This window comes from Streptomyces sp. WY228, from assembly GCF_019287315.1.
Lineage (GTDB): Bacteria > Actinomycetota > Actinomycetes > Streptomycetales > Streptomycetaceae > Streptomyces > Streptomyces caviscabies.
Map to the genome: position 1 here is coordinate 7,816,387 of NZ_CP079114.1, position 20,949 is coordinate 7,837,335.

Below are 20,949 nucleotides of genomic sequence, written 5' to 3' on the forward strand. Positions count from 1 at the left end.
GGCCGGGCCACGCAGGCCGGTCACGCGTCCGGGGCCTCTCCGGCGTGCCCGAAAGCGGGAGTCGGTCTCCGTGATTCCCCGGGGGTCCGAGGCGAGACGAGACGAGGACAAGATGATGAACGAAGACGTGACGACGCGATGACACGTGGGCCGAACATCCGCACGGCGGCCCTGACCGGGCTCGCTCCGGCGGTCTGGGGCAGCACCTATCTGGTGACCACCGAACTGCTGCCACCGGACCGCCCGCTCCTGGCGACCACGCTGCGGGCCCTGCCCGGCGGTCTGGTGCTGCTGGCTCTCGGCCGGCAGCTGCCGGCCGGCAGCTGGTGGTGGCGCGCGCCGGTGCTGGGCGTCCTGAACATCGGCGCCTTCAACTTCCTGCTGTTCTTCGCGGCCTACCGGCTGCCGGGCGGCATCGCCGCAATGATCATGTCGGTCCAGCCCATGGTCGTCGTGGTCCTCGCAGCTCTCCTCCTCGGCGACCGGATCCGAGCCCTCCACGCGCTGGCGTGTGCCCTGGGCGCCGGAGGTGTGGTGCTGCTCGTCTTCAAGGGCACGGCCTCGCTCGACGCCCTCGGCGTTCTCGCCGCGGTCGGCGGTGCGCTGTGCATGGCCCTGGGCATCACGCTGACCAAACGGTGGGGGCGGCCGGCCGGCGTCGGTCTGCTCACCTTCACCGGATGGCAACTCACGGCGGGCGGACTGGTCCTGCTGCCGTTCTGGCTGACGCTGGAGGAGCTGCCCGACGGCCTCACCGGCACCCACCTCATCGGGTTCGCCCACCTCATCACCCTGGGCGCGGTCCTCAGCTACATCGTCTGGTTCCGGGGCATCGAACGCCTGCCCGCCGCCGCGGTCTCCTTCCTCGGACTGGGCAGCCCGGTCGTGGCGACCCTGCTGGGCTACCTCGTCAAGGACGAGACGCTGTCCGCCCTCCAACTCGTCGGCATGGCCGCCATCCTCGGGGCGGTCGTGCTCGGCCAGCGCCCACCCGGACCGCGATCCGGAGAGGTTTCGCGAGACGTTCCCGCCGCTCCCGTACCTCCGTGAGAGCCTCGGTGTCTCCGGCCGACCCGGGGCATGCCGCGAGGCGGGGGTAGACGGAAGCACGCCACGGCGAGGACAGAGGACGGTCCGGCGCTACGCATCGAGGGCGTCGACCTCGCTCCCGTACGCCGCTCATGGGCCCGCCGGGTGTACGGCGGTGACCGCGAGGCGCGACGCGGTACGTGCCTGCCATCGGGCGACCGTGGAGCCCTACTGGAATCAGGAGCGCTCCGAACTGGTCGATGTGTCCGCCCGGTTCACGTGTCTCATGCTCGACGGAGGCGTCGTCGGATTCAGCCTGCCCGGCACCGTGGGCCCCACCGCCTTCGAGCTGTGCGCACCGACCAAGGAACACTCCCTCGACACCACGGCCTTTCCGTGCGTACCGGTGAAGGCGCCCGACGACAGGAGGTGAACGGTCGCGACAGCGTGCCGGCCGGTCGGCCGGTGGGTCCGGGCCCGGGTTCAGGGCAGTCTCGGCCAGGGTGTGGCCGGCGGACCGTACGCCTGAGCCAACGCGTTCCGGACGGCTTGTCGCCCCGCCTGGCGGAACGCGCGGGGATGGGTGTCCACCTCGTGCACCGTGACGGACCGCAGGACGACCGCGACGGCCACCGCGGTGCCGGGAACCAGAGCCGCCGAATCCGCCAACTCCTCACGTACGCCGACGCCGAAGGCCTCGTGCAGCTCGGCCACCTCGGCGGCCGACCAGCCCGGCACCGTACTCGTGTCCGCCGTCTCGAACTCCACCCCCTCCAGCCAGGGTTCGAAGTCCGCCACCGCCAGGGCGAAGGAGGACGGGCAGCCCGCCTGACGGGCGTACACGGCCTTGACGCCGTGCAGGGGCCGGGGAGGGAAGGTCGTCCGGGTCTCGGTGGTCATGCGCCCACGGTAGCGACGGCCCGGCGGCCTCCCCGCGGGATTTCCGCGGGGAGGCCGTCCGTTCAGGCCTCCCGGCGCAACTCCAGGGTGCAGCACTTCACGCTGCCGCCCGCCTTGAGGAGTTCGGAGAGGTCCACGCCGATCGGGTGGAAGCCGCGCTCGCGCAACTGCTCGGTCAGGTCCGTCGCGTTCTGTGGCAGGACCACGTTGTATCCGTCCGATGCGGCGTTCAGTCCGAACACCTCGGCGTCGCCGGGCGTGGCGAGCAGCGCGTCGGGGAACAGCCGCTCCAGAACGGCCAGGCTGCCGGGGGAGAAGGCCCCCGGGTAGTAGGCGACCGTCTCCTCGTCGAGCACGGTCAGTGCGGTGTCCAGGTGGTAGTAGTCGGGGTCGACGAGGGTCAGCCCGATCACCGGGCGCCCGAAGTACTCCTGGGCCTCGTCGTGGGAGCGCGGGTCGCTGCGGAACCCGGTGCCCGCCAGCAGCCAGTCGCCGGCCAGGAGATAGTCGCCCTCCCCCTCGTTGACGACCGACGCCGTGCGCAGATCCGGAAAGCCGTTGTCCCGCAGCCAGTCGTGGTAGGCGGGACCCTCCGCGATGCGCTCGGCGTCGCGGAATCTGGCCACGAGGGCGCGCCCGTCGACGACGGTCGCGCCATTGGCCGCGAAGACCATGTCGGGGAGGCCGGGGACGGGGTCGATCGTGTCGACGGTGTGCCCGAGGTTCAGGTAGACCTCGCGCAGTCGCTCCCACTGGGCGATGGCCAGCGGAGTGTCGACCGGCTTCGCCGGGTCCATCCACGGGTTGATGGAGTAGACCACGTCGAAGTAGGTGGGCCGGCACATGAGGTAGTGCCGGGCACGTGCGGTACGCATGGGTAGGGTCCCGATCGTCAGGGGCGGCCGGTGAGATAGCCGCCCATCGAGGTGAAGTACTCGGTCGCGGGCAGCTCGTGGCCGTCCGCGGTCCGTACGCGCGTGATCGCCAGGCCGCGGTTGCGGCCCGTGCGGGCATCGGCTCCGGCGACGATCACGACGCCGTCGCCCTCGCGGTAGAAGACGCGCCCCGGGGTGCCGCCGTAGCGGCCCTGGGACACGACGGCGGAGACGACCTCCAGGCGCTGCCCCCGGTGGAACGTGAACGCGGCCGGATACGGCGCGGACTGGGCGCGGACCAGGCGCTCCAGGTCCTCGGCCGGCCAGTTCCAGTCGATGCGGATGTCCTCTTCGGCGCGCTTGTGGAAGAAGCTGGCCTTCGAACGGTCCTGCGGGGTGAACTCGGTCTGCCCGGAGGCGATCAGGCCGAGCGCCTCGACCGTGACCGGCGCGATCAGGTCGACCGTCCGGTGGAAGAGGTCGGTGGCGGTGTCCGTCGGTCCCACGGTCACCGCCCGCTGGACGACGATGTCGCCGGCGTCCAGTTCCTCGTCCATCATGTGCGCCGTGACGCCCACTTCCGGCTCGCCGTTGATGAGCGCCCAGATGATCGGCGAGAAACCCGCGTAGGCGGGCAGCAGCGAATCGTGGATGTTGAGTGTGCCGTGTCGCGGCAGGTTGTAGATCTCCGGGGGCATCCACGTACGCCAGTTGTTGGCCACGATGATGTCCGGGGCCACCTCCCTGAGCTGTTCCACGAGTTCGCCGTCCGGCCGGTTGCGGATGATCACGGGAACCCCGTGCTTCTCCGCGAGATCGGCGACCGAATCGCTCCAGATCTTCTCGTAGGCGTGCTCGCTCCGCGGATGCGTCACCACCGTCACCACGTCGTGCTCGGAGTCCAGGAGAGCTTGCAGGGTGCGGTGCCCCCAGGTCTGGTAACCGAACATGACGACCCGCATGGAGGTGCCTCCTTGGAAGAGCGATCAACCGGCGCCTCAGTAAAGCAAGCCTTACCTAATAGCACAACGGCGCTCGGTGGTCAGCCGGTTGAGCGTCCGGCCGGGGTGGGTGACCATGGAACTTCCGTACCTCCGCACCTCCGGTCTTCCCCACCTCAGACGGACGGACTGCCCATGCTCTGTACGCGGTTGACGAACGCGCGCATCCTCACGATGGACCCGCACCGCCCCGTCGCCCACGACCTGGGCATCTGGCGGGGGAGGGTCGTCGGGGTGGACGAGGCCGTGACCTCGCTGCCCGCCCGCGAGGTCGTCGACCTGGGCGGCGCCACCGTGCTGCCCGGCTTCATCGACAGCCATGTCCACCTGGCCTGGGCCGGGTTGAAGGCCGGTACGCCGAGTGTCGCCCCGTGCGAGCGGATCGAGGACATCCTCGCCGTGGTGGACGCCGCCGCCCGGCGGCCCGCTCCGTCCGGCGCCTGGGTGGACGTCGCCGGGTACGACCAGCGGGCCCTGGGCCGCCATCTGACCGCCGCCGAACTGGACCGGGTCAGCCATGGCCGCAAGGTCTTCCTGATGCACGACTCCGGGCATGCCTGCGTCGTCAACACCGCCGTGCTGGAGCTGTTGCCGGACGGTACGCCGCACGAGGACGGCTTCCTCGCCGAGAGCGCCATGACCACCGCCCGCCGGCTCCGGCTGCCCTACTCCCTGGACGAGCTGGCCGACGCGATCGAGCTCGCCGCCCGCGCCTGCCTCGACGAGGGGATAACCGCCTGCGCCGAGGCGGGCATCGGCGGTGGACTCCTCGGCCACAGCCCCGTCGAACTGGGCGCCTACCAACTCCTCCGGGACCGCGGCCGACTGCCTCTGCGCATCCAGCTCATGGCGTCCGGCGACACCCTGCGCCCCCGCGCGGCCCACGCCGACGACGGGTTCACCCGGGCGCTGGACCTCGGCCTGCGCACCGGGTTCGGCGACGACTGGCTGTCCGTGGGCGCGCTCAAGATCTACACCGACGGCGGGATGATGGCGCGTACGGCGGCGCTCACCTCCCCCTACGAGGGCACGGCCGACAACATCGGCCGCTTCCAGGACGACCCCGACCGCATCGCCGGCCTCATCGTCGACGGCCACCTGGCGGGCTGGCAGCTCGCCGTCCACGCCATCGGCGACCGGGCCGCCGACCTCGCCCTGGACGCCCTGGAGCGGGCCCAGAAGCTCCGGCCCCGCCCGGACGCGCGCCACCGCATCGAGCATGCCGGACTGATCCGCCCCGACCAGCTGCCCCGCTTCGCCGAGCTCGGCGTCAGCGCGGTGGTCCAGCCCAACTTCCTGCGTTCCTTCGGCGACGACTACGCGACGGTGATGGGGGAGGGGCGGGCCGGCTGGATGTACCGGGGCCGGGGATTCCTGGACCACGGCGTCGCCGTCGTCGGCAGCTCGGACCGGCCCGTCACCGACGGATCACCGCTGCGGGCGATCCAGTTCATGGTCGAACGCACCTCCGCCTCGGGCCGCCCCATCGGACCGGACGAGGCCGTCACCGTCGACGAGGCGCTGCGGGCGTACACGGTCGCCGGCGCCCACGCCTGCCGCTGGGAGGACGCGGCGGGCGCCCTCTCGGCGGGGATGCGCGCCGACCTGGTGGTGCTGGGCGACGACCCGCACCGCGTGGACCCCTCGCGGATCGGGGACATCGAGATCGTCCGGACCTATGTGGACGGCCGGGACGCCCGCGCCGCGGGGTGACGCTGCGCTCGACGCCATGCGCGCGCGGGAGAACGGCGACGGTTCGAGCACCGAGTGGGTGACCGTCGTGTCCTACGAGAACCGGCCGGGCTCCCCGCGGCCCCCGGCCGCCCTCCGCGCCTGACTGCGTGACCGGGGCGTCGACCGGATGCCCTTCGCCGGGCACCGGATCCACTGCGATCTCCTCTGCGGCATCGGCGCGGACGGGCACGGGTACGGCCGGTACGTCATCCGGGTCGCCGCGGACGAGCTGCGCGTCCTGGGCCTGCACCCGGACCAGCCCGCCGCAGTGATCACCGGACCCTCGCCGCCCCGCTGGTGGCATGCGGCCGCCGAGCGCAACGCCGACCGCCATGTCGCGGGCTGACGCCCCATCCGTCCGCGTCGACCCTCAACTGGGCAGGTTCCGGCGGGCTTTGACGGACGCCGCTCGGCCGGCGGCCGCCGTGCCGCGCCCCGACGACAGAACAATGCGTCACCCTTTTCGTGTTATTTAGGGTGAATGGGGACATTGGCCCGTAGGTTGGGGAGACACGCCACCCGGGTGGCGTCCCGCGTCCCCCGACCCACCACCGGCCGGGGCCGGGCGGCCGTCGTTCCACCGGCCGTCCGGCGCCCCGCGCCGCAGGTCATGAACGAGGAAAGGCAGGGCAGGTGAACGTGCTGGGGATCATCGCCTCCGGTGTGGCCGCGCTGTTCATCACGGTCGCACTCGCCAAGAGCGCCCGCCGCGCGGCGCTCCGCCCCCATGTCCCGGACGAACCGGGCGGGCGTGCGCCACGCGCCGGGGCGCTGCGCGGGATCGGTGGTGCGGCGGCCGTGCTCGGCGTCGGTACGGCGACCGGCGGGGCGCTGTGGCTCGGCGCCGCGGACGGCTCGGCGGGCTCGGTCGCGGGGCTGCTCGCCGGAGCCGGGGCCGTGGCCGCTCTCGGCCTCGTCCACGACCTGAAACCGCTGGGGGCCGCCCTCCGCCTCGCCGTGCAGACGGCCGCCGCGGTCCTCGTCGTCTGCCTCGCCGGACTGTCACCGGCGGCGGGCGTCCTGGCGGTGCTCTGGATCGTCCTCGTCACCAACGCGTTCGCCCTGCTCGACCACGCCGACGGGCTGTTGACCACGATCGGCGTGGTCACCGCCGCCGGACTGCTCGCCTGCGCCCTCATCGACGGAAGCGCCGCCCTCGCCCTGCTCCCGGCCGCGCTGGCGGCGGGCCTCGCCGGCTTCCTGCTCCACAACTGGCACCCCGCCCGCCTCCGGCTCGGCACGTCCGGCGCGCAGTTCACCGGATTCGCGCTGGCCGCGTCCGGCGCGCTGATCCAGGCGGCCGCCCCGCCGGGCCGCGCCGCGTGGGCCGCGCTGCCCACCCTGGCGACGGTGGCCCTCGCCGACACGGCCCTGGTCCTGATCTCCCGCCGCCGCGCCGCACGTTCCCCGCTGCGCGACACGGACGACCACATCGCGCACCGCCTGCGCCGGGTCCGCGTCACCGTGCCCGGCGCGGTGATCCTGCTGGCCCTCTGGGCGGCCGTGCCCGTGGTCACCGGGACGCTGGTCCACGCGGAGCTGCTGCACCCCGCGTTCCTGCTCGTGCCGCCGGCCGGATCGGCGGCCGCGGTGTTCGCGCTGCTGAGGATTCCGGCGTACGCCCCGCCCCGCGCGACCTCGACCCGCGCGACCCCATCCCGTACGGCCGCCCGGCGCACGACGGCGCACGCCACCGGCCCCGCGATTCCCCCGGCGTCGACCGGACCGGCCGCGCCGGGCGGCGGCGCGGCCCCCGCCCCCGGCACGGCCGCCCCCGGCAAGACCACCGCCACCGCCAGGACCGCCGAAGGGCACCCCACCGTGCCGTCACCGCCCGCACCCACCGGCCGCTCCGCCGCGCAGGTCGCCGCCGAGCGCGGCTGACGCCACCCAGCCCGCGCTCACCCCCGCAGTCTGCCGAGGGTGGCGCGGGCCGCGGTGCGCGCGTACGGGGACACCATCAGGTACGGAGCCCACGGCCAGGTGTGCCGCAGGCAGTACACCCACCACTGGTGCGGCGGCAGCTCCCGCCCGGAGGTCACCCGGCGCAGCGCCTCCCGGACGCCGATCCCCGGCTCCCGGGAGCCGGGAGCGACCGGTCCGCCCACGCACGCACCGGCGTGCCCCGGCGCGACGAACGCGCTCACCCCGGCCCGCCGCGCGCGGCAGCCGTGGTCGTAGTCGCCCATCCGGTGACGGAAGACCTTGTCGGGATCGCCGACGAGGTCGTACACGGCACGGGACACCAGGACCACCCGTCCGTCGTACGTGTCGCAGGGCCGCGGTCGGTGCTCGCCGGGCTCGACGAGCGTCAGGGACCGGCCCCGCCGCCCGGAGTACACGGTGTCCCCGTACGCGTTCCGCACCGCGCCGACGACGACCGCCTCGGGCCCGGCCGCTTCCGCCGTGCGCAACAGCGTCGCCAGGGCGTCCGGGAAGAGGTCGACCCCGTCGTCGAGCCACAGCTGATGCGTCCACGGATGGCTCGGTCCGCCCGGCGTCGCGCCGAGCGGGCCGCCGCCCCCGCCGCCGCTGCGGCTGTTGCGGCTCGCGATGCGCAGCGCCTGGTTGCGGGGGACGTCCGCGCCCACCGACATGACCTCCACCGCCGGATGCCGCAGCCGGACCGCCTCCGGCGTACCGTCGGTGCTGCCGGTGTCCACGAGATGCACGCCCAGCGTCGTCCCGGCGGGGAGCCCGCGCTGCTCCTCCAGGGCGCGCAGCGCGGACAGGGTCCGCGCGCGGCGGTCGTGACTCGTCATCAGCACGGCCAGGTGGACGGGATGCACAGCGGGCTCCTCAGCTCCTGAATCTCATCATTCATGCATAAAAGCTGATATTCCGCATAGGCTGGGTGGGTGAGCGCCGAACCGACCACGAACCCGCTCCGGCCCCTGAGGGACCCCGCGTCCCCGCGCCGGTCCGGCCGTCTCGTCCCGGTGCTCGCCTTCCTCCTGGCCGTCCTGTGCGTCAGCACGGTCGCCCTGACCGCGACCGTCCGCTCCACGGTCGCCTCACCCGGCTTCTACCAGGCGGTGCTGGACGAGGAGTCGGCCTACGACCGTCTCTACAGCGAGGTGCTCGTCGACCCGGAGATCTCACCGGTCACCCGCGACCTGCTCGCGCACCTGCCCGTGCCCGAGGCACTGGTGACGTCGAACATCAAGGTCGTCCTGCCGCCCGCCACGGTCCGGGCCCTGACCGACCAGCAGATCGAGGCGGTGACCGGCTATCTGCGCGGCGACCGCGACGAGCTCCGGCTGACCGTCGACCTGGCCCCGGTGCTGGAGAACCTCGCCGACCTCGCACAGGTCTACTTCGGCGACCTCGTGGCCAACGTCCAGGGCGGTGACCAGCCGGACTTCGCACGGTTCACCGCCGACCTCGCCACCGCGCTCGACGCCCTCAGGGAGGGCCGGGCCCCCGAGCTGCCCGCGCTGCCGCTCACCGAGGACCAGGCGGACCGCGCAGCCGACGCCCTTCTCACGGCCGTACCCGAGCGGGAACGGACGGCGCTGCGCCCCGAGATCGAAGTGGCCCTGGGGGAGGGGGACGTGTCGACCGCGCTGGCGGCCACCGCGGCCGCCGCACTCTCCGACAGCTCACGGGGCGCGGTGGCCGACCTGCGTACCACCCTCCAGGACGGTACGTGGGACCTCACCGACACCCTGACCGCCGCCGGGAACGATCTCACGGCCCTGGAGGAGGCCCGCGACTACGTCCGGCTGCTGACCCTGCTCCAGGTCCTCGCCGTCACCCTGGCCCTGGCCGCGCTCGTGACGCTCTGGTTCACCGGCCCCGCCGCCCCGGCCCGCCGGCTGATGCGGCTGGGGCAGGCGCTCGCCTGCGCGGGCGTCCTGACCGCCGTGACCGTGCTGCTGGCCCGGATGATCACCGGGGGACGCCTTCTCGCCGTCCCGTCCTCCTGGGCCCCGAGCGTCACCGCGCTCGTCGACGACCTCCAGCGCAACGCCGTGGACCAGATGGCGGCCACCGGGCTGGGCGCCGCCCTCGCGGCCCTCGTCGGCGGCGTGCTCCTCACGGGCGTGGGCTGGGCGCTGCTCGTGCGCCCGAGCCGGATGCCGACCCCGGCGGCGGTGCGGACGACGGCGGCGGGCGTGGCCTGCGCCGCACTCGCCGGCGTGCTGGTCGTGCCGCCCGTGTTCGGCCCGTCCGCACCGCGCCAGTGCCTGGGCAGCAGCCGCCTGTGCGACCTGCGCTACGACGAAGCCGCCTACCTGACCTCGCACAACGCCATGTCCACCACGGCCGACCGGTTCATCGGCCCGCTCCAGGACCCCGACATCACCACCCAGCTCAACACCGGCGTCCGGGCCCTCCAACTCGACACGTACCGCTGGGAGAGCCCGCAGGACATCGCCGAACGCCTCGACTCCCCGGAGTTCACCCCCGAGCAGCGCCGCCTGATCTCCGGCGCCATCGACAAGGTCAATCCGCCGCGCGAGGGACTGTGGCTCTGCCACGGAGTCTGCCGCGCCGGGGCCATCGAACTGGTCCCGGCCCTGGAGGACATCGGTGACTGGCTGCGCGCCCACCCCACCGAGATCGTGACGCTCATCGTCCAGGACGACATCAGCCCCGAGGACACCGAGAAGGCGTTCCGCGCTGCCGGCCTGGACGACCTCCTGCACACCCCGGCGGCGGACCCGGACGCTCCGTGGCCGACGCTGGGGGAGATGATCGACAGCGGCCGCCGGCTGGTGGTGTTCGCCGAGAAGGCCGACGGTCCGGCGCCCTGGTACCGCAACTTCTACCGGTACGGGATGGAGACCCCGTTCGCCTTCCGGAGCCCCTCCGAGATGACCTGCGCGCCGCACCGGGGCGGCACCGGCAAGCAGCTCTTCCTCCTCAACCACTTCATCACGAACGCGGGCGGCAGCCGCCTGGACGCCGGCCGCGTCAACGCCCGGGACTGGGTCCTGGAGCGGACCAGGGCCTGCGAGGCGGAGCGCGGCAGCCCGGTCACCTTCATCGCCGTCGACTACACGACGGTCGGCGACGCACTCGGCGCGGTGAACGAACTGAACTCCCGCCGGGCGGACGCCGACTGACCCCCACCGCCCCCGCGTCCTCGCCCCGGGCCGACACCCCGCCCCGGCCGACGTGCCCACCCTCCGAAACCCCGGGGGAACCGCGAGGGGAGCGTGAGAGGCTACGTACCCAGGGGCTCCCACCGTGCGGACGGAGCCGGACGACCGCCGACAGATCAGGAATCAGCTGCCCATGACTCCTCCGAGCGACTCCGCACCGCACGGTGCTCCCGCCGCCGCCCCCGCCCCCGGCGGCGGACACCGACAGCCGGGCGTGGGCCGTCTGCTGGCCGTGAGCGACCTGCACGCCGCGGTCACCGACAACCGGCCCCTCGTGGAGTCCCTGCACCCGACGACCGACGCGGACTGGCTGATCGTCGCGGGCGACGTGGCGGAGCAGCCCGAGGACATCCGGTGGGCGCTCGGACTGCTCGCCGAACGCTTCGCCCGGGTGATCTGGACCCCCGGCAACCACGAGCTGTGGACCCTGAACAAGGACCCGGTCCAGCTGCGCGGCCAGGCCCGCTACGACCACCTCGTCGAGGTGTGCCGGGAGCTCGGGGTGACGACTCCGGAGGACCCCTTCCCGCTCTGGCCGGGCCCGGACGGACCGGTGGCGATCGCCCCGCTCTTCCTTCTGTACGACTACACCTTCCGCGCCCCGGGAACGCACACGAAGGAGGAGTCGCTCGCCGTCGCGCACGAGTCCGGCATCGTCTGCAACGACGAGTACCTCCTCCACCCGGACCCCTATCCGACCCGGGACGACTGGTGCCGTGCCCGCGTCGCCGCGACCGAACGCCGGCTCGCGGAGCACGACTCCGAGATACCCCTCGTCCTGGCCGGGCACTGGCCGCTGGTGCGGGAACCCACGTCGGTGATGTGGTATCCGGAGTTCGCGCAGTGGTGCGGCACCGAACTGACCGCCGACTGGCACCGCCGCTTCAACGTCACCGCCGTCGTCTACGGCCACCTCCACATCCCCCGGACGACCTGGTACGACGGGGTGCGCTTCGAGGAGGTCTCCATCGGCTACCCCAGGGAGTGGCGCGAGCGGGGACACCCGCGCGGCCTGCTGCGGCAGATCCTTCCGTACGAGGGCGATCCCGCCGCACCGGACCGGACCGGCGCCGAACCGTCCGCACGACCGCGCACCCCCGGAGGCGCCGCGTGATCGAGCTGCTGCTCCCCGCCGACGTCTCCTGTGCGGCGACCCGCGCGGAGAGCGTCCCGGACGGAACCCTCTTCCCGGAGGAGGAGGCGCTGATCGCCAAGAGCGTGGCCAAACGCCGGAACGACTTCGCGACGGCCCGTGCCTGCGCCCGGCGCGCCATGGCCGGACTCGGCCTGCCGCCGGTGGCCGTGCTCCACGGACACCGGGGACGACCGCTGTGGCCCGAGGGAATCGTCGGCAGCCTCACCCACTGCGACGGGTACCGGGCGGCCGCGCTGGCCCGTGTGAAGGACGTGCTGTCGCTGGGCATCGACGCGGAACCGCACGCCCCGCTCCCCAGCGGCGTACGGGAGTTGGTGACGCTGCCCGCCGAACGCGAACGGATCGGTCCGCCCGTGGCGGAGGTCCCGGACGAAGACGACACGGGCGAAATCCACTGGGACCGGGTCCTGTTCAGCGCCAAGGAGAGCGTCTTCAAGACCTGGTATCCGGTCACCGGACTCGAACTCGACTTCACCGAGGCCGACCTGACGTTCCATCGGACCGATCGTCCGGGCGGCGACGACGGCGCCCGGGGCGGTGTGGCCGCCGAGGGCTCCTTCGCCGCACGGCTGCTGCTCACCGATCCGGCGCTGCCGACGACGCTGCACGGGCTCTGGCGGATCGAGGGCGGCATCGTCGCCACGGCCGTGCTGGTCAGGCCCGACTGGCGGGACAGCGACGCGGTGTGACGTTGGGTCAGCCGGTGGTGCGACGCGGCGTGACGCTCAGTCGGCCGGGGGAGCGGTCAGGGGGCGGCCCAGGCCCACGTTCCACCGCCCCGACCGGCCACTGAGCCCGGTCAGCGTCAGCGGGGCGACGTCCAGCCGCCAGAACGCCTCCGTCGGCAGCCGCAGTCCATGAACGACCGCCGCCCGGACGACCGCGGCCTCGGCCACCGCCAGGAAGCTCGTGCCGGGCGCGTCCGGTCCGCCGAGGGAGTCCAGCCACCGCCCGGTCCTCCCGACCAGCTCGTGCAGCGACTCGCCGCCGTGCGGCGCCGCCGCGGGGTCGCCGAGCCAGGCGGCCACCTGCGCGGGCTCGGCGGCGGCCACGTCGTCGAGACGGCGGCCGGCCCAGCGCGCCAGATCCCAGCCGGCCAGGGCCGGTTCGGTGCGCGTCCGTGCCGCCAGGCCGAGCGCGGCGGTGGTCTCGCGGCACCGCTCCGAGGGGCCGGTCAGTGCGAGCCCGGCGTCCGGCACCGCGCCGGCCGCGGCCCGCGCGCGCTCCCGGCCGGACCGGTCCAGAGGGGCGTCGCCGTCGAAGCGGGCCTCCCGCAGTGCCGCGTTCATCGCCGGTGAGATCAACATCACCCGTACTGTCATGTTCCTGCCCTCACTCCTTCACCATGGGCCCCAAAGCCCTGTGACCCCAAGGGATCCGTGCTCCGCGGCTCCGCAGATTGGACCATGGCGGTACCTGCGTACAGGCGGTATGGTCACGTCGACCATGACGAGGGTGTGACGGAAGTCCGGTGAGAATCCGGCACGGTCGCGCCACTGTGAACCCGCATCCGTGCGGGGAAGTCAGACCCAGCACCTTCGTCCGAGGCACCACGACTGGGACGCGTGTTCCCACAGGAGGTACTGCGATGGCACAGTCCGCCGTTCCCGCAACCGGAACATCAGCGATCACTCCGATCTCGGCGAAGGCCATTGCCCCGTGGGCAATCTTCTTCGGCATCCTCATGCTCGTCCTGCTGTACTTCGTCGGCGCCGAACAGGGCGCCACCGCACTCATCTCGGGCGAAGGCGTCCATGAGTGGGTCCACGACGGCCGCCACCTGCTCGGCTTCCCCTGCCACTGAGGCGCTTGAGGCGCTTGAGGCGCTTGAGGCGCCTGAGGCACCGGCAGTACCTGCGGCACCTGGAACAGCCAGGGCATCAGCGGACACGGGAAGCAAGAGAAACAGGAAACCATCGTGAACTCCATATCTGTCAGAGCTCTGCTCGTGCGCGGCATGCTCGCGGGCCTGATCGCGGGCGCGCTCGCGCTCGCCGTCGCCTACTTCCTCGGTGAGTCCCAGGTGGACGCGGCCATCGCCCTCGAAGAGGCTCACAGCCACGACCACGGCGGCGGCGAGGAACTGGTCAGCCGCACCATGCAGGCGACCGGTGGACTCGCCACCGGCGTCCTGGTCTTCGGCGTCGCGGTGGGCGGGATCGCCGCCCTCGTGTTCTGTTACGCGCTGGGCCGCATCGGCGACTTCGGTCCCCGGGCCACGGCCGCGCTGATCGCGGGCGCCGCCCTGCTCACGGTCTACGTCGTGCCGTTCCTGAAGTACCCGGCGAACCCGCCTGCCGTCGGCAACCCCGACACCATCGGCAAGCGCACCACCCTGTTCTTCCTGATGGTCGCCCTCAGCGTGCTGCTGGCCGTCGCCGCCGTCATCATCGGCAAACGGCTCGCTCCCCGCCTGGGCAACTGGAACGCCACCGTCGTGGCCGTCGCCGGCTTCGTCCTGCTGATCGGCCTCTCCTACGCCTTCCTGCCCTCCTTCGACGAGGTGGGCAAGGACTTCCCGGCGACTCTGCTGTGGGAGTTCCGGCTCTCGACGCTCGCGGTCCAGGCGACGCTGTGGACCGTCTTCGGCGTGGTCTTCGGCTACCTCACCGAACGTCTTCTGACGCCCGTGGCCCGTGCGGCGACGCCTCGCACCGCGGGTGCGGTGAGCTGAGCGACCCGCATGCGTACGACGGAACCCGCCGGGCCTACCCGGCGGGTTCCGTCGTGTGCGGACAGGGCGACATGGGGATAGGGGGTAGCGGGGGTAGCGATGTCTATTAGCGTTGCTACGTTCGCGGGGTAGCGTCGTTAACGTGATGGTGTTAGCGTTGATCTCGTCGGGTTTCACGGGACCGCCGCGACCCCAGTCGCCAGGAGCACTGCCATGACCGAACAGTCCACGAGCGAACAGTCCACGAGCGAACAGTCCACGAGCGAACAGTCCACGAGCGAACAGTCCACGAGCGAACAGTCCACATCCGCATCGACGTCCGCATCGACGTCCGCTTCGACGCCGGCACCCGCATCCGCGTCCTCCGCGCAGGCCGCACGCACCGATGACGCCCCGCGTCGGGTGGCCGTGGTCACCGGGGGTTCCCGGGGCATCGGACGCGAGAGCGCCGAACGGCTCGCCGCCGACGGCTTCGCGGTCGTCGTCAACTACGCGGGCAACCGGACCGAGGCGGAGGCCGCCGTCGCCGCCATCACCGCCGCGGGCGGTGAGGCCTTCGCCCAGCAGGCGGACGTGGCCGACGAGGCCGCTGTCGCGGCGCTCTTCGACGCGGCTGAGGAGACGTTCGGCGGCGTCGATGTGGTGGTGCACGCGGCGGGGGTCATGGCGCTCGCGCCGCTGGCCGAGCTCGAACTCGACACGCTCGACCGGATGCACCGCACCAACATCCGGGGCACGTTCGTCGTCGACCAGCAGGCCGCGCGGCGGTTGCGTGAGGGCGGGGCCATCATCAACTTCTCCAGCTCGGTGCTGTCGCTGGCGCTGCCCGGCTACACCGCCTACGCCGCGACCAAGGGCGCCGTCGAGGCCATGACGCTGATCCTCGCCCGCGAGCTGCGCGGCCGCGACGTCACCGTCAACGCCGTCGCGCCGGGGCCGACCGCCACCGCCCTGTTCCTGGACGGCAAGGACGAGGAGACCGTCGCGCGGATGGCCGCCCAGCCGCCGCTGGAGCGGCTGGGTACCCCGCAGGACATAGCCGAGGTGGTCTCCTTCCTCGCCGGCCCGGCCCGCTGGGTCAACGGCCAGGTGCTGCGGGCCAACGGCGGCATCGTCTGACCGCCGCCGTGCCGCTTGATAGCGTCCGTCCGGTGAGTACAAGCACCCGCACGCGCATCCTGGAAGTGGCCGCCACTCTGGTCAGGGAATCGCCCGACGGCGATATCTCCACGCGCGCCGTGTGCGAGGCGGCGAAGGTGGGCGCTCCGGCCCTCTACCGCCACTTCGGCGACAAGGAAGGCCTGCTGTCGGCCGTCGTCGACCACGGCTTCGAGAAGTACCTGGCGACGAAGAGGGAGCGGGGCGAGACGACGGATCCCGTGGAGGATCTGCGCCGGGGGTGGGACAGCCACGTCGCCTTCGCCCTCGACAACCGCAACCTCTACCGGCTGATGAACTCGCCGGCGATGCGCACGCCGCCCGCCGCGGCGCTGGAGTCCCACCGGATCCTGACCGGGGACCTCGAACGGGCCGCCGCCCGGGGCCGGATACGTGTCGCGCCCGAGCTCGCCGCCCAGATGATCATGTCGGCCAATGTGGGGGTGGCGCTGATGCTGGTGTCCCGCCCGGCGACGTTCGACGACATCGAGGTGTCCCATCGGGTGCGTGACGCGCTGTACGCGAAGGTGCTCACGCCGGAGATCTCGCCGGAGATGTCACCGAGCGCGTCGCCCGGCGCGCCGCCGGCCGCCGAAGTGCCCACGGCGGCGGCCCGGTTGAGCGCCCTGCTGCGGAAGGAGCACGGGGCGGGTCTGAGCACCGCCGAGGCGGCGCTGATGAAGGAGTGGCTCGACCGGGTGGCGAACGCCGGGCCCGACACCTGATCCGCGCCTCTGATCCGCCGCGCCGTGGGCGGGCCATGGGGGCGTCAGGGGGCGGGGGAGGAGACGTCGTGATCGCGCAGCCCGTCCTCGGTGCGGCGCGCCGCGTTGCCGACGATGCGTTCGAGATCCTTCTGCACGTCGTGTTCGGTGCTGCCGTGCGGCGCGTACGCGGACACCGTGAGCACGAGGTCACCGTTCCACAGCAGGAGGGTGCGGCCCGGACGGCCCTGGTCGTCCTCCGGTAACGCGTAGGCGGTGTCATGGATCTTCTCGGGTCCGCGCCCATGGGCACGGTCGAGGTCCTTCTTGACGCGGTAGGCGCGGCGGGCGGGCCCGGTGTTCTCGTACACCCGGGCGGTGGTGCTGAGCTTCCAGAACGTGCCGTCCGGGGCCTTGAGGTCCGTGAGGCAGCCGGTCCGGCGGTAGAGCGGCCGCGTACCGTTCTCGCCGATGTCCTCCCGGGAGTCGGGGGAGGCGGAGTCGGTGGAGCTGCCGAGGGTGAAGCCGTCGGCGGGCGCCGCGCCGGAGAGGAGGGCGCATGGCCTGCCGGTCCAGCTGTGGGCCCCCGGCGGGCGGGCGGTCAGCTCCGCCCCGGTGCCGTTCTTCCCGCCGCTCGCACCGTCGCTGCCGCCGGAGCAGCCGGCCGAGGCCGCCACCGCGAGTCCGATGAGCGCGGCCGTCCGCGCCCGGCGTAACGCGGCGCTCCTGGATCCGTACATCTCCCCCACCCCCTGGTCTTGGAGATCCCATTGTCCGATGTCCGTACCGGCGGGTAAAGGAGACCGGGCCCGCACCGAGGGGTGCGGGCCCGGCAGAGGGAAACGGGGTGGCGGGTGGCGGGCTCAGGAGCGGGTGGCTCCGGGGCCGAAGTCGCCGGTGAGGGCGGCGGCCATCCGCAGGTGCGGCGTCGCGTCGGCGCTCCGCCCCTGGCGCTCCAGCGTCCGGCCCAGCATGAGGCGCGCGTAGCTCTCCACCGGGTCGAGCTCCAGAACGGTCCGCAGCTCCTTCTCCGCCTTGCCCAGCCGGGCGGAGTGGTAGTAGGAGCGGGCCAGCAGCAGCCGCGGCGCGACCTGCTCCGGCACTTCCTCGACCAGTCCGGCCAGGATCCGCGCGGCCGTCAGGTACTCCTTGGCCTCGAAGAACATCTGCGCCCGGTCCCACCGGTCGGCGGCGGTGCCGAACTCGTAGTAGGTCTCGGTCTCGCTCACGTGTCCTCCTTCGTGTGGTGCGGGCCGCTTCCGGACCGCCCCGTCGTACGTTCGCCCGTGACAACACCACGCAATGGTTGAACATTCCACTAAAGTTCTGGCGTGGGACCCCGGTGTCCCACGCCCCCACGGGAATAGGTTGAGCGCCATGAGCAATCTCGATCGCCAGGCAACGCCCTCCGTCTGCGGAGGGCGCGGCTTCGTCGTCGCCGAGCCCGTCCGTGAGCTTCTCGCCCCCCGCCGCGTCCAGCTCGGCGAAAGCACCGAGGTCCGCCGACTGCTGCCCAACCTCGGCCGGCGCATGGTCGGCGCCTGGGCCTTCGTCGACCACTACGGCCCCGACGACATCGCCGACGAGCCCGGTATGCAGGTCCCGCCCCACCCCCACATGGGCCTCCAGACCGTCAGCTGGCTGCACGACGGGGAGGTCCTCCACCGGGACAGCCTCGGCAGCCTCCAGACGGTACGCCCCCGCGAGCTGGGCCTGATGACCTCGGGCCGCGCCATCAGTCACTCCGAGGAGAGCCCGAAGGACCACGCCCGGCTGCTGCACGGAGCGCAGCTCTGGGTGGCCCTCCCCGATGCGCACCGCTCCGTCGAGCCGCACTTCCAGCACCACACGGACCTGCCCGTCGTCACCGCCCCCGGCCTCGCCGCCACCGTCATCCTGGGCGAACTGGACGGTGCCGCATCGCCCGGCACCACGTACACCCCGATCGTCGGCGCCGACGTGACCCTGATCGCCGGCGCCGAGGCCCGCCTGCCCCTGGACCCCGACTTCGAGTACGCGGTCCTGTCGATGTCGGGCGAGGCCGAGGTGGACGGCGTCCCCGTACTGCCCGGCTCGATGCTCTACCTCGGCTGCGGCCGCACCGAACTGCCCCTGCGCGCCGCCTCCGACGCCGGTCTGATGCTGCTGGGCGGCGAACCGTTCGAGGAGGAGCTCGTGATGTTCTGGAACTTCATCGCCCGATCCGGAGAGGAGATCGTACAGGCGCGAAAGGACTGGGAGGAAGGCTCGCGGTTCGGCGAGGTGCAGGGCTACGACGGCGCCCGCCTGCCCGCCCCGGAACTGCCCACGACCCCGCTGAAACCGCGCGGGCGGGTGCGCTGACCTGGGGAAACTCTAAGGCAGGCTGGCCGCGCTTCCGCTGGCGGCGGCTACGCCGACCGTCCGATTCGCATCTGTCCTGTGCTAGAGCCTGTCTGACAATTTTTCTCCAGTCAGCGAGGTTCGGCCGAGTTGGCAATCGGGAGGTGCGCCGACCGTCCGGAGGGGATTACCGGGCAGGGCCTACGAACGGCGGGCCAGCAGATGGGCGTCGAGGAAGCCCCTTTCGGAGGCTGGATCGTGGAGCAGCCGGGCGAAGGGAACGAGCCCGGTATCGGCCAGCAGTTCGGCGAGGCGATCCGCCGGCCAGCTGTAGGCGGGCGCCACCTTGTGGTCGAAGCGGACCGGTTCTTGTTCGTCGGTCCCGAAGAAGGAGACCAGGAGCAGGCCATCCGGCGCCAGGACGCGTGCCTGTTCGGCGAGCAGCTCCGGTAGTTCTCCCGGAGGGGTGTGGATCATTGAGTAGTGGGCCAGTACGCCGCCGAGCGCGGCGTCCTCGATCGGCAGGGATTCCATCCGCGCCTCTTGGAAGCGCAGCGCCGGGTGGGCCTGTCGGGCGTGGTCGATCATGCCGGGGGCGAGGTCGAGTCCGAAGGCGTCCAGGCCGAGTTCGTGCAGCATGGCTGTCAGATGTCCGGGCCCGCACCCGACGTCCGCTGCCCGCGGGATGCCTGTCGCGCGCACCAGTTCGGCGAAGGTGCCGATCATGGTCCGGGAGAAAGGTTGTGTCTCCAGCCGGTTTGCGAACAGCGATGCGTACAGCTCGACGACTCCGTCGTAGGCCGTCCTGGTCTCGTCCTGATGATTCACCACGGGCAGGACTCTATAGGCCGGTCTGATAATTGATCTTGTGTCAGGTCGAGGTGAGTTGACGGATGCGGCATGGGGGATGCGTCCGTATGCGTCTCTCCAGGTGGGCGACGAGGTCGCCGACGCCGCGGGCCGGGCATGGCGGTTCGGCGGCCCCTGGGACTGGACTGCCTTCGACGACGAGCCGGCCGGCGCTGGGCCTGCGTGGCCACTGATCCTGCTCGCCCGAGCAGGGGCGCCGTGCTCCGCCGAGGACGCTGAAGCGGTGGCTACAAGCACGGCGAGCGGCTCGCACTACGGGACGGTCCGAGACTGGATGGCGCTCACCGAGGCCTCGCCCACCTCCTGACCTGTCGGGACGTCTGCGAAGCCCCACCGTGGTGAGCGCGGAGATGGCCCTTCGGGCCAACTGGCTTGCACGGTCACAGTTGAGGTGTGTGGACTTGCTCATTGGTAACCTGTGGGTTACCAATAAGAGGTGGACCCGTTCATCGCGCTGGCCGACCCCGTACGTCGTGATCTGCTGCGCGCACTCGTCTCCGGCCCGGCCCGGGTGGTCGACCTCGCGGCGCGGTATCCGATCAGCCGGCCCGCGGTGAGCAAGCATCTGCGTGTGCTTACCGAGGCGGGGCTGGTCACGGCCGAGGACCGCGGCCGTGAGCGTCACTACGCGCTCGCCCGCCCGGGTCTCGCGCCGGTCCGCGCTCTGCTCGACGAGCTTGCCGGGCGGCGGCCCCCGATTCCCGAGAGCGCCTTCGACGCCCTCGACCTGGAGGTCCGCAGAACCGTCCACGACCGCCGGGCCGGCGCCGACGCCGTTCCCGGTACCGGAAGACCTCAGGAGGAATCCGCATGACCAGCACCCCCACCGGGCGTCGCGTGACCATCGACGGCCTGGACAGCATCGCCTTCGACCGCACCTTCCGGGCCGGCATCGAGGACGTCTGGGCGGCGGTCACCGAGTCGGACCGTCTGGCCCGATGGATCGGCGAATGGACCGGCGACCCGTCGACCGGATCGGTCGACTTCCGGATGCTCTACGAGGGCGACGAGCACCAGGCTGAAGTCTTCACCATCCAGGAGTGCCAGGCCCCCCGCCGTCTGGTGCTCACGTCGCAGGTGCCCGGCCAGGAACTCGTCTGGCACATGACGCTCACGCTCGTCGAGCACGAGGGCGCCACGACCCTCACCTTCACCCAGTCCGTCGGGGACGACCCGGCGATGGCAGGCGGAGTGGGCCCCGGCTGGGACTACTACCTCGACCGGCTCGTCGCCGCCGAGACCGGCGGTGACGCGGCATCCGTCGACTTCGGCGACTACCACCCGGTCCACCAACAGCACTACCTCGACATGTTCAGCTGAGCCCGACGAGCCGCGCTGTACCAGCCGGACATTTGCCGGGTGGCCAGGCGGCCGCCCAGGAGCGAGCGCAGAGCGTCCTGCTGCTTCCGCCCGCC

Annotated in this window: 24 protein-coding genes and 1 riboswitch; of the genes, 16 read left to right on the forward strand and 8 right to left on the reverse strand. The window is 72.3% G+C overall.

All coding sequences use genetic code 11. The features are described from left to right. Nucleotides 1-138: 138 nt before the first annotated feature. Nucleotides 139-1,050: an EamA family transporter gene (locus KV381_RS34050; RefSeq protein WP_030633694.1), complete on the forward strand. Its 912-nt coding sequence runs from the start codon at nucleotides 139-141 to the stop codon at nucleotides 1,048-1,050. Nucleotides 1,051-1,204: 154 nt separating this feature from the next. Beyond that, nucleotides 1,205-1,462, forward strand: coding sequence for a hypothetical protein (locus KV381_RS34055; protein WP_030081722.1), 258 nt, complete (start codon nucleotides 1,205-1,207; stop codon nucleotides 1,460-1,462). Between the two features lie 50 nt (nucleotides 1,463-1,512). On the opposite strand, the gene KV381_RS34060 is transcribed toward KV381_RS34055, so the two are convergent. The 3 genes from KV381_RS34060 to KV381_RS34070 form a co-directional block, all read right to left on the reverse strand. Continuing rightward, on the reverse strand, nucleotides 1,513-1,929 hold the full coding sequence (locus KV381_RS34060; protein WP_030081724.1) for a hypothetical protein: 417 nt from the start codon (nucleotides 1,927-1,929) through the stop codon (nucleotides 1,513-1,515). 62 nt (nucleotides 1,930-1,991) lie between these two features. After that, nucleotides 1,992-2,804 (reverse strand): dimethylargininase, encoded by an 813-nt coding sequence (ddaH, locus tag KV381_RS34065; RefSeq protein WP_030081726.1) that lies wholly within the window; start codon nucleotides 2,802-2,804, stop codon nucleotides 1,992-1,994. Between the two features lie 17 nt (nucleotides 2,805-2,821). Further along, nucleotides 2,822-3,766 carry a methionyl-tRNA formyltransferase gene (locus tag KV381_RS34070; RefSeq protein WP_030081728.1) on the reverse strand — a complete coding sequence of 315 codons (945 nt, stop codon included), beginning with the start codon at nucleotides 3,764-3,766 and terminating at the stop codon, nucleotides 2,822-2,824. Between the two features lie 174 nt (nucleotides 3,767-3,940). Here KV381_RS34070 and KV381_RS34075 point away from each other — a divergent pair, with 174 nt between their 5' ends. The 3 genes from KV381_RS34075 (at nucleotide 3,941) to KV381_RS34085 (ending at nucleotide 7,423) form a co-directional block, all read left to right on the forward strand. Continuing rightward, nucleotides 3,941-5,518: an amidohydrolase gene (locus tag KV381_RS34075; protein WP_218787014.1), complete on the forward strand. Its 1,578-nt coding sequence runs from the start codon at nucleotides 3,941-3,943 to the stop codon at nucleotides 5,516-5,518. A 148-nt stretch (nucleotides 5,519-5,666) separates the two neighbouring features. Then, on the forward strand, nucleotides 5,667-5,885 hold the full coding sequence (locus KV381_RS34080) for a hypothetical protein (protein ID WP_030081732.1): 219 nt from the start codon (nucleotides 5,667-5,669) through the stop codon (nucleotides 5,883-5,885). Nucleotides 5,886-6,172: 287 nt separating this feature from the next. Then, nucleotides 6,173-7,423 carry an MraY family glycosyltransferase gene (locus KV381_RS34085; RefSeq protein WP_030081734.1) on the forward strand — a complete coding sequence of 417 codons (1,251 nt, stop codon included), beginning with the start codon at nucleotides 6,173-6,175 and terminating at the stop codon, nucleotides 7,421-7,423. Between the two features lie 17 nt (nucleotides 7,424-7,440). On the opposite strand, the gene KV381_RS34090 is transcribed toward KV381_RS34085, so the two are convergent. Further along, nucleotides 7,441-8,328 (reverse strand): glycosyltransferase family 2 protein, encoded by an 888-nt coding sequence (locus KV381_RS34090; RefSeq protein WP_218787015.1) that lies wholly within the window; start codon nucleotides 8,326-8,328, stop codon nucleotides 7,441-7,443. A gap of 69 nt (nucleotides 8,329-8,397) precedes the next feature. Here KV381_RS34090 and KV381_RS34095 point away from each other — a divergent pair, with 69 nt between their 5' ends. The 3 genes from KV381_RS34095 to KV381_RS34105 all read left to right on the forward strand — a co-directional run bounded on the left by KV381_RS34095 (nucleotide 8,398) and on the right by KV381_RS34105 (nucleotide 12,495). Then, nucleotides 8,398-10,611 (forward strand): membrane protein, encoded by a 2,214-nt coding sequence (locus KV381_RS34095; protein WP_030081738.1) that lies wholly within the window; start codon nucleotides 8,398-8,400, stop codon nucleotides 10,609-10,611. 172 nt (nucleotides 10,612-10,783) lie between these two features. Next, on the forward strand, nucleotides 10,784-11,764 hold the full coding sequence (locus KV381_RS34100) for a metallophosphoesterase (protein WP_086779831.1): 981 nt from the start codon (nucleotides 10,784-10,786) through the stop codon (nucleotides 11,762-11,764). Next, nucleotides 11,761-12,495 (forward strand): 4'-phosphopantetheinyl transferase, encoded by a 735-nt coding sequence (locus KV381_RS34105; RefSeq protein WP_030081743.1) that lies wholly within the window; start codon nucleotides 11,761-11,763, stop codon nucleotides 12,493-12,495. The genes KV381_RS34100 and KV381_RS34105 overlap by 4 nt, the downstream gene beginning before the upstream one ends. A gap of 36 nt (nucleotides 12,496-12,531) precedes the next feature. Here the strand turns inward: KV381_RS34105 and KV381_RS34110 are convergent, their stop codons facing one another. Next, complete coding sequence (locus KV381_RS34110) at nucleotides 12,532-13,128, reverse strand: histidine phosphatase family protein (protein ID WP_030081745.1); 597 nt, start codon at nucleotides 13,126-13,128, stop codon at nucleotides 12,532-12,534. Nucleotides 13,129-13,241: 113 nt separating this feature from the next. Continuing rightward, nucleotides 13,242-13,391: riboswitch (adenosylcobalamin (AdoCbl) riboswitch) on the forward strand. A gap of 3 nt (nucleotides 13,392-13,394) precedes the next feature. Here KV381_RS34110 and KV381_RS34115 point away from each other — a divergent pair. The 4 genes from KV381_RS34115 (at nucleotide 13,395) to KV381_RS34130 (ending at nucleotide 16,363) form a co-directional block, all read left to right on the forward strand. Beyond that, nucleotides 13,395-13,610 (forward strand): CbtB-domain containing protein, encoded by a 216-nt coding sequence (locus tag KV381_RS34115; RefSeq protein WP_030081747.1) that lies wholly within the window; start codon nucleotides 13,395-13,397, stop codon nucleotides 13,608-13,610. A gap of 114 nt (nucleotides 13,611-13,724) precedes the next feature. Then, on the forward strand, nucleotides 13,725-14,480 hold the full coding sequence (locus tag KV381_RS34120; RefSeq protein ID WP_086779829.1) for a CbtA family protein: 756 nt from the start codon (nucleotides 13,725-13,727) through the stop codon (nucleotides 14,478-14,480). A gap of 213 nt (nucleotides 14,481-14,693) precedes the next feature. Next, a complete protein-coding gene (locus KV381_RS34125) occupies nucleotides 14,694-15,599 on the forward strand; it encodes an SDR family oxidoreductase (RefSeq protein WP_256995209.1) in 906 nt (301 codons plus the stop codon). A 32-nt stretch (nucleotides 15,600-15,631) separates the two neighbouring features. Then, the gene (locus KV381_RS34130) at nucleotides 15,632-16,363 is read left to right on the forward strand and encodes a TetR/AcrR family transcriptional regulator (RefSeq protein WP_230543997.1); all 732 of its coding nucleotides are present in this window, start codon (nucleotides 15,632-15,634) and stop codon (nucleotides 16,361-16,363) included. A gap of 44 nt (nucleotides 16,364-16,407) precedes the next feature. Here KV381_RS34130 and KV381_RS34135 read toward each other — a convergent pair whose 3' ends face one another. Then, entirely contained in the window at nucleotides 16,408-17,082 is a 675-nt protein-coding gene (locus KV381_RS34135) for a hypothetical protein (protein WP_030081757.1), read from the reverse strand. A gap of 123 nt (nucleotides 17,083-17,205) precedes the next feature. Then, the gene (locus KV381_RS34140) at nucleotides 17,206-17,571 is read right to left on the reverse strand and encodes a M48 family metallopeptidase (RefSeq protein WP_030081759.1); all 366 of its coding nucleotides are present in this window, start codon (nucleotides 17,569-17,571) and stop codon (nucleotides 17,206-17,208) included. 148 nt (nucleotides 17,572-17,719) lie between these two features. Between KV381_RS34140 and KV381_RS34145 the strand changes: the two genes are divergently transcribed. After that, the gene (locus KV381_RS34145) at nucleotides 17,720-18,685 is read left to right on the forward strand and encodes a pirin family protein (RefSeq protein ID WP_030081761.1); all 966 of its coding nucleotides are present in this window, start codon (nucleotides 17,720-17,722) and stop codon (nucleotides 18,683-18,685) included. Nucleotides 18,686-18,865: 180 nt separating this feature from the next. Here KV381_RS34145 and KV381_RS34150 read toward each other — a convergent pair whose 3' ends face one another. Further along, on the reverse strand, nucleotides 18,866-19,495 hold the full coding sequence (locus KV381_RS34150) for a class I SAM-dependent methyltransferase (RefSeq protein ID WP_218787016.1): 630 nt from the start codon (nucleotides 19,493-19,495) through the stop codon (nucleotides 18,866-18,868). Nucleotides 19,496-19,571: 76 nt separating this feature from the next. Here KV381_RS34150 and KV381_RS34155 point away from each other — a divergent pair, with 76 nt between their 5' ends. The 3 genes from KV381_RS34155 (at nucleotide 19,572) to KV381_RS34165 (ending at nucleotide 20,854) form a co-directional block, all read left to right on the forward strand. Next, nucleotides 19,572-19,841, forward strand: a complete 270-nt coding sequence (locus tag KV381_RS34155) for a hypothetical protein (protein WP_256995210.1) — start codon at nucleotides 19,572-19,574, stop codon at nucleotides 19,839-19,841. Nucleotides 19,842-19,970: 129 nt separating this feature from the next. Next, nucleotides 19,971-20,348: a helix-turn-helix transcriptional regulator gene (locus tag KV381_RS34160; RefSeq protein WP_193463580.1), complete on the forward strand. Its 378-nt coding sequence runs from the start codon at nucleotides 19,971-19,973 to the stop codon at nucleotides 20,346-20,348. Then, on the forward strand, nucleotides 20,345-20,854 hold the full coding sequence (locus KV381_RS34165; protein WP_218787018.1) for an SRPBCC family protein: 510 nt from the start codon (nucleotides 20,345-20,347) through the stop codon (nucleotides 20,852-20,854). The genes KV381_RS34160 and KV381_RS34165 overlap by 4 nt, the downstream gene beginning before the upstream one ends. Nucleotides 20,855-20,949 lie beyond the last annotated feature (95 nt).

Coding starts and splice junctions, on each gene's coding strand:
- KV381_RS34060 (WP_030081724.1), bottom strand. CDS start 1,929: ATGACCACCGAGACCCGGACGACCTTCCCTCCCCGGCCCCTGCACGGC.
- ddaH (WP_030081726.1), bottom strand. CDS start 2,804: ATGCGTACCGCACGTGCCCGGCACTACCTCATGTGCCGGCCCACCTAC.
- KV381_RS34050 (WP_030633694.1), top strand. CDS start 139: ATGACACGTGGGCCGAACATCCGCACGGCGGCCCTGACCGGGCTCGCT.
- KV381_RS34080 (WP_030081732.1), top strand. CDS start 5,667: ATGCCCTTCGCCGGGCACCGGATCCACTGCGATCTCCTCTGCGGCATC.
- KV381_RS34070 (WP_030081728.1), bottom strand. CDS start 3,766: ATGCGGGTCGTCATGTTCGGTTACCAGACCTGGGGGCACCGCACCCTG.
- KV381_RS34155 (WP_256995210.1), top strand. CDS start 19,572: ATGCGTCCGTATGCGTCTCTCCAGGTGGGCGACGAGGTCGCCGACGCC.
- KV381_RS34100 (WP_086779831.1), top strand. CDS start 10,784: ATGACTCCTCCGAGCGACTCCGCACCGCACGGTGCTCCCGCCGCCGCC.
- KV381_RS34165 (WP_218787018.1), top strand. CDS start 20,345: ATGACCAGCACCCCCACCGGGCGTCGCGTGACCATCGACGGCCTGGAC.
- KV381_RS34110 (WP_030081745.1), bottom strand. CDS start 13,128: ATGACAGTACGGGTGATGTTGATCTCACCGGCGATGAACGCGGCACTG.
- KV381_RS34075 (WP_218787014.1), top strand. CDS start 3,941: ATGCTCTGTACGCGGTTGACGAACGCGCGCATCCTCACGATGGACCCG.
- KV381_RS34145 (WP_030081761.1), top strand. CDS start 17,720: ATGAGCAATCTCGATCGCCAGGCAACGCCCTCCGTCTGCGGAGGGCGC.
- KV381_RS34115 (WP_030081747.1), top strand. CDS start 13,395: ATGGCACAGTCCGCCGTTCCCGCAACCGGAACATCAGCGATCACTCCG.
- KV381_RS34135 (WP_030081757.1), bottom strand. CDS start 17,082: ATGTACGGATCCAGGAGCGCCGCGTTACGCCGGGCGCGGACGGCCGCG.
- KV381_RS34125 (WP_256995209.1), top strand. CDS start 14,694: ATGACCGAACAGTCCACGAGCGAACAGTCCACGAGCGAACAGTCCACG.